Genomic DNA, 6,500 nt, shown 5'->3' on the forward strand with positions numbered 1-6,500 from the left:
AATTTTATATTTTAATGGTAGCATCCCCGTTTAACAAATCAAAACTCAGTTTTGAACCACCGTTACCAATTCTAAATTGTTGCTTCGAATTTAGCTTATACTTGGTACTTTTATAGTGCTTAAATTTTGTTACCGAAGTAATAGGTTTACTACTCGACGTTTCTAAGTTTGTGTAAAAGCCACCATTCATACTTTTAAAAGATATATCTGCATCTACATCTTCTTTTACAGTGATATTAATATTTCCATTTAGTGACTTATATGAAGAACCATCTACGGGTTTCGTTTTATACGATATATTGATATCTCTATTCAAAGCATTTACATGTGTTTTACCAGAAATATTTTCGAGTGTAATAGGACCGTTAATATTACTCACTACAATTTCACTCGCATGTACATTGGTTACATTTATATCGCCATCATTTACAGCCTTTAGTTCTACATTCGTATGATAGGGAACCTTAATTTTGAAATCTAAGGTGTAGGAGTAATTTCTTCTTGAATTATTTTCATGATGACCATAGCGCCCTGTTTCCCTATTAAATCTAGTATAGGGTGTGTCTAGAAAAACATAAATATAATTATCGACTTCCTCTACTCGCACACCTACTTCTTTTTTTCCTTGCGCTAAGGCTCTATTATTGTAGGCGTCAATAGATTTTTTAGCCTCTATTTTTATCGTAGTACCGTTATAACCTTCAACTTCTATAGAGCCGAATACATTATCTACAATTAATAAATTATCTGAAGATTTAGCTTTAAACGAAACTTCTTTCGAGATCGTTTCGTTAAAACTTTGACTGTATATCAATACACTGCAAAAACAGCATAATAACATATAAAGGATTTTTAAATTATTCATATTACTCGTTTTTTGATTACTTTTTTAAATGATCTCTTTTATGGTTTCATCTATTTTCTCTTTCACATTTGCGTCAACATTGGGTTGATTCAATAACTCTTTAAGTGGGTCTATAGAATTTTTCTCTTGTAGCGACAACATTACATCGGCAAGTGCTACTTGTACCAATGGTGAGTCTTGCGTGGTTATTGATGTTATTAAACCTTGTCTGACAATAGGTTTATCAGAATAACGCATAAGTGATTCTATAGCCGCCAGTCTTACATTTACATTATCATCATTATTTAAAGTGACAAACAAAGCTTTAATTACCTGTTCTGTTGCATCGGTTAATTTACTCGCCTCATTAACAGCTTTTAAACGCTTATTAGCCGAAGGTTGCTCTATTAATTCAAGTACTAATTGAGAACGCACTTCTTCGGTTTCTGCCTTAGCATACTGAATAGATTCATTAGATGTTTGTTGAGACGAAGATGAACCATTGAATTGCCTTCCCAAAAAAAGACCTAATGCCAATAATCCTAAACCATATACTAGCTTTCCTTGCATACTATTTGTAGTAAATAATACCTTTAACTGATCTAAAAATGTAGATTTTTTAGATGAATGCTTTTCTTTTTCAGTTTTCAAAAACGTATAAAATCTAGCATCCATTTTATTTTCTGAAGCTTTTGGAATTTCAATATCAAAATTTAACAGTGCTCTCAATTCGTCAATCGCTGCAATCTGTTTTGGATTTTCAGAAAGATATTGTTCTACTTCTCGCTGCTTATCAACAGAAAGTTTATCGTATATATAATCAATTTTTAAACTATCAAACTCTTGCTTATTCATAACTTCAATTCTTTTCAATTTGTAAAAAAATAGCCCTTAAATCATGTAATGCTCGATGTGCTTTTGTTCTAGCGGCTCCTTCACTACACCCAAGTATATCACCTATTTCACTATATTTTAATTCTTTGTACTTACTTAAAATTAGCACCTCTCTCTTTTCTGGCTGTAATTTGTTTAATGCTAATGCCAGATTTGAGGTGTCTTCTTCTAATTCTATTTGCTCATTAATATCTGAACTATCGCTCACTACCTCTGACAATTCATCAATATCTTCATTATACATACTTTTCTTATTTTTTCTAAAATGGTCGTAATTAATATTTCTGGCAATCTGAAACATCCAAGAAATAAAATTACTTTCATCTGTAAATGTGTGTTTATACTTCAGCATACGCTCAAAAACAGTTTGCACTAAGTCCTCACACAAGGATGCATTTTTATGCATTTGATAGTAAAAACCAAACAATCGTTTTTTGTGTCGTTCGTATAATAATCCTAGCTTTTCTAATTGCCCAGATTTTACGCTTAACATTAATGAACTATCTGATAACTTATCCAATTGTAACACTGTTGATTTGTTGATTCATAAAGGTAAACTTAGCTTTTTAAAAAACGTTACAGAAATTAATTAAAAATAACATTTTACTGTACTTGAAAAATAGTATATCATTACTTTTGTGCTCTAAACTAAATGCAATGCATAAAATAACACATGTTATTTACGATCTTCTAATCAAGTCTGGAGTTAATGAGACTGGTGCAAAATATCTCAATATGATTGTACTGCTACTCATAGCATTGATCCTAATTTTTTTAGTTGATTATGTTGTTCGAAGAATTTTAAGAAGTCTTTCAGTTAGAATTGCGAAGCGATCAAAAACAAACTTTGATGATATATTGATCAGCAATAAGACTCCAAGAAATTTTGCGCACATAATACCACTCTTTTTAGCAATAGAATTCACTCCTTTAATTTTTAGTGATTTTGAAAATGCTAAAAATTTTATCATAAAATCTCTAGAAGTTTTTGCCATTATATTAACCTTATGGATTGTTAGAAGTGTACTCAACTCCATTAAAGATTATCTTAAAACTTTACCAAATCTAAAAGACAAACCTATAGCAAGTTATATACAGGTTTTTATGATTTTCGCTTGGTTTGCAGGATTCTTATTAGCTTTTACCGTGATTACTGGGCAGTCTGTACTTCGCTTTTTTGCAGCACTAGGTACAGCTTCAGCGATTATTATTTTAGTCTTTAGAGATACCATTTTAGGTTTTGTAGCTAGTATCCAAGTATCAATTAATGATATGGTTCGTATTGGCGATTGGATTACCTTTGATAAGTATGGTGCAGACGGAGATGTTATTGAAATTACCTTAGCAACTGTAAAAGTTCAAAACTTCGATAAAACCATCACTACCATACCTACCTATGCATTGATTTCCGATTCTTTTAAAAATTGGCGTGGAATGACCAATTCTCAAGGTCGTAGAATTAAACGATCTTTAAATATTAAGATGGATAGTATTAAGTATTTATCTGAAAATGAAATAGAACGACTAAAAAATATTCAACTTATAACAGAATATATTTCATCACGTCAAGAAAAAATTACTGAATATAATACAGCGCAAGCTATTGATAAAAAATTGTTACTTAATGGAAGGAATCTGACCAATATTGGTGTTTTTAGAAAGTATGCAGAGACTTATGTTAAAAACCATTCTGGTATCAATAAAGAAATGATGATTATGGTACGACAATTAGCCCCTACTACACAAGGGTTACCTATAGAAATCTATGCATTTAGTGCAGATAAACGTTGGGAAAATTATGAATATATTATGGCAGATATTTTTGATCATTTATTAGCTGCTATCGAGTATTTTGATTTAGAATTGTTTGAGTTGCCAACAAAAATTCAAGTTTAATTTTCTTCTTCCGTAAGTATTATTAAAGTTCGCTTTAATCTAAATTAAGTTATCTAAACTATCAACAGCTACATAACGCTCTACAGTAAAACCTTCGGCGTGATCTACCCCAATGAGCCTACCTAAATCTTGTGCACGATACACGATGCTTTCTAAGAAATTTTTACTGGTTATAGGAGATACAGGTTCTTTACTATTCGGATCATAAAATTGAGAACTATATGCTTTTACTGCTTCTAATTTCTTATCAATAAACCCAGAAACATCAACCACAAAATCGGGCTCTAAGTTTTTCCATTGAATGTAATGATAGACTTGTTTAGGTCGCCAATGTTCTTGCCTCTTTCTATTAAATTCGGTTTCTATACGACGCAAACCCGATAGAAAACAAGCATCACTCACCAATTTACTACCCTTACCATGATCTATATGACGATCTTCAACAGCATTACATAATACAATATCGGGCTGGTATTTACGAATCATTTTAATAACTTCTAATTGGTGCTTTTTATCATTTACAAAGAATCCATCCGCGAAAGCAAGATTTTCTCTAACTGTTACACCTAAAATATTTGCCGCATTCGCAGCTTCTTGATCTCGAATTTCTGCTGAACCACGGGTTCCTAATTCTCCACGGGTAAGGTCTAAAATCCCTACTCTTTTCCCAAGCGATATTTCTTTGGCAATAGTAGCTGCACAACTCAATTCTACATCGTCAGGGTGTGCTCCAATGGCAAGTATATCTAATTTCATATAGTCAAAAATCTTATATCAAATATATGGTATTTTTGTGGTAAACTATCTAGTCTCATGTTAGAACACTTTTTTCAATGTCCCTATTGCTGGGAAACGATATCAATGCTACTCGACACCTCGACAGCCAACACGACCTATATAGAAGATTGTGAGGTTTGTTGTAGGCCTATTGAAATAACGTTTACATGTACAGATAATGATTTGACAAGCTTCTCGGCAGATGATATTGATCAGTAACGTCATTGCGAGGAGCAAGAATATTCTTGCGACGAAGTAATCTTTCAAATTAAGATTCAAATTGAATAGATTGCCACGCTCAAATAAATTTGAGCTCGCAATGACGTTAACTTGTACTTAACGCTTGCTCAATATCTTTCTGTAAATCTTCAATATCTTCAATACCCACAGAAAAACGAATAAGATTATCAGAAATACCAACTTCAGTTCGCTGTTCGGGTGTAAGCAAAGCGTGCGAAGTTTCTGAAGGTAATAGCATCGTAGATTCTACCCCTGCCAAGCTCATTGATGGTTTTATTAAAGCTAATCGTTTTAAAAAGGTTGCAGCATTATATTGACTTGTCAATTCGAAAGATAACATCCCTCCAAACCCTTGCATTTGTGCTTTTGCCAATTTATGATTTGGATGTTCCTGCAAGCCAGGATAATACACTTTGGCAACGGCAGTATGTGCTTGAAGCCATTCAGCCAGCGCTTGAGCATTGCTATTGTGTTTTTCAATACGTACCGCTAAGGTTTTGATACTGCGTTCTAAGAGATAACACATAAAATCACTCATGCTGCCTCCTAAATTTTTGCTCTTGTGCCATATCGTATCAATATGCTCTTGAGAAGCTACCACAGCGCCAGCACACATATCACTATGCCCGCTTAAATATTTTGTAGCGGAATGTAATGAGATGTCAATTCCTAATTTGAGTGGTGTTTGATTTATAGGTGAAGCAAACGTATTATCGATCATTGAAACTATACCATGCTTCTTTGCAATTTTAGCAACACCACTAATATCTGTAATGGTGAGTAACGGATTTGAAGGTGTTTCTACATAAACAACCTTTGTATTACTGCGGATCTCAGCTTCAAAATCAGCAACAGCCACACCTTTAGTAAAAGAGTATTCAATTCCATATTTTTCAAATTCTTCAACAACAAAATTAAAAGTACCACCATAAATCTCATTTTGTAAGACAATATGATCTCCTGTACTCAAAAAAGCGAATAATGTCGTGCTAATTGCCGCCATACCAGACGCAAAAACCAACCCTTGCTCGCCTCCTTCTAAAGCAGCTATTTTTGTTGCTACAGCCTCTTGATTCGGATTGTTAAAATACCTTGGATAGCGTTTCTTTTCTACATCCATAAACGGATACGAACTCGCCATAAAAATAGGTGAAACCGCACCACCAAATTGTGTGTCTTTAATTTCGCCAGTATGTGTGCAAATAGTACTATTTCCAAATTCTTTTTTCATGAGTTAGATTTAATTGATTGACTAAAGATACTTGATATTTTGAAAATAATTATAACGTAAATGTGACCTATTTAAAAAGTTAGTGTCATACTAACAAGAACACAAGATTACGTTAATATTACAACAAATGAAACAACTAATTTTTGCGGTAGGATTGCTCTTCACAATCACGCTGCAAGCACAAGAAATCGCATCGGTTTTTAAAGAGGAAGTACAATTAATAGAAAGAGAAAGTAAAATGCTAGAAAAAGGGAAAGTTGAGTCGCTTCAATCATTGAAGCAACAACTTGCTAATATGAAAAAGGAAAATTATCGCCTTAAACAAGTGATACAAAAACGGCAGTATGAGGGCTGCTCAAAAATTAACCAAACCTCTCATGATGGATTGGCGGTGACCCAAAAAGTATTGAGGCAAGAAAAAAGGGAAAGAAACAGAAACTTACAAAGTTTGCCTCCGCCGCTTTAAAAGAAAACCCGAGAAAAATTTCTCGGGTTTTTTTATTCTATACTTGCGTTGTTTTCCAGCGGCCTTTTTTAAACCATAGAATACCTAAGATTGCCAAAAGTGCTTCTGCCAATACTACTGCCAAGAATACACCTAAAGAACCCACTTCAAAA

Annotated in this window: 8 protein-coding genes; 3 read left to right on the top strand and 5 right to left on the bottom strand. The window is 33.2% G+C overall.

The annotated features are described in order from the left end of the window. Positions 1-4: 4 nt before the first annotated feature. Genes AC1EUY_RS11645 through AC1EUY_RS11655 form a run of 3 tightly spaced genes read right to left on the bottom strand, consistent with a single transcriptional unit; the run spans position 5 to position 2,258 of the window. Positions 5-865 carry a DUF4097 family beta strand repeat-containing protein gene (locus AC1EUY_RS11645; protein ID WP_480195711.1) on the bottom strand — a complete coding sequence of 287 codons (861 nt, stop codon included), beginning with the start codon at positions 863-865 and terminating at the stop codon, positions 5-7. 24 nt (positions 866-889) lie between these two features. Beyond that, positions 890-1,699, bottom strand: coding sequence for a HEAT repeat domain-containing protein (locus tag AC1EUY_RS11650; RefSeq protein WP_480195712.1), 810 nt, complete (start codon positions 1,697-1,699; stop codon positions 890-892). 4 nt (positions 1,700-1,703) lie between these two features. Next, positions 1,704-2,258 (bottom strand): RNA polymerase sigma factor, encoded by a 555-nt coding sequence (locus AC1EUY_RS11655; protein WP_480195713.1) that lies wholly within the window; start codon positions 2,256-2,258, stop codon positions 1,704-1,706. A gap of 137 nt (positions 2,259-2,395) precedes the next feature. On the opposite strand from AC1EUY_RS11655, the gene AC1EUY_RS11660 reads away from it, so the two are divergent. Next, a complete protein-coding gene (locus tag AC1EUY_RS11660; RefSeq protein ID WP_480195714.1) occupies positions 2,396-3,634 on the top strand; it encodes a mechanosensitive ion channel family protein in 1,239 nt (412 codons plus the stop codon). Between the two features lie 39 nt (positions 3,635-3,673). Here AC1EUY_RS11660 and bshB1 read toward each other — a convergent pair whose 3' ends face one another. After that, a complete protein-coding gene (bshB1, locus tag AC1EUY_RS11665) occupies positions 3,674-4,390 on the bottom strand; it encodes a bacillithiol biosynthesis deacetylase BshB1 (protein WP_480195715.1) in 717 nt (238 codons plus the stop codon). Between the two features lie 57 nt (positions 4,391-4,447). Here bshB1 and AC1EUY_RS11670 point away from each other — a divergent pair, with 57 nt between their 5' ends. Further along, positions 4,448-4,630 (top strand): CPXCG motif-containing cysteine-rich protein, encoded by a 183-nt coding sequence (locus tag AC1EUY_RS11670; protein WP_480195716.1) that lies wholly within the window; start codon positions 4,448-4,450, stop codon positions 4,628-4,630. A 106-nt stretch (positions 4,631-4,736) separates the two neighbouring features. Here AC1EUY_RS11670 and AC1EUY_RS11675 read toward each other — a convergent pair whose 3' ends face one another. Then, positions 4,737-5,882, bottom strand: a complete 1,146-nt coding sequence (locus tag AC1EUY_RS11675; protein WP_480195717.1) for a trans-sulfuration enzyme family protein — start codon at positions 5,880-5,882, stop codon at positions 4,737-4,739. 127 nt (positions 5,883-6,009) lie between these two features. On the opposite strand from AC1EUY_RS11675, the gene AC1EUY_RS11680 reads away from it, so the two are divergent. Beyond that, positions 6,010-6,348, top strand: coding sequence for a hypothetical protein (locus AC1EUY_RS11680; RefSeq protein ID WP_480195718.1), 339 nt, complete (start codon positions 6,010-6,012; stop codon positions 6,346-6,348). Positions 6,349-6,500: the final 152 nt, after the last annotated feature.

The organism is Maritimimonas sp. 2210JD6-3, assembly GCF_056591795.1.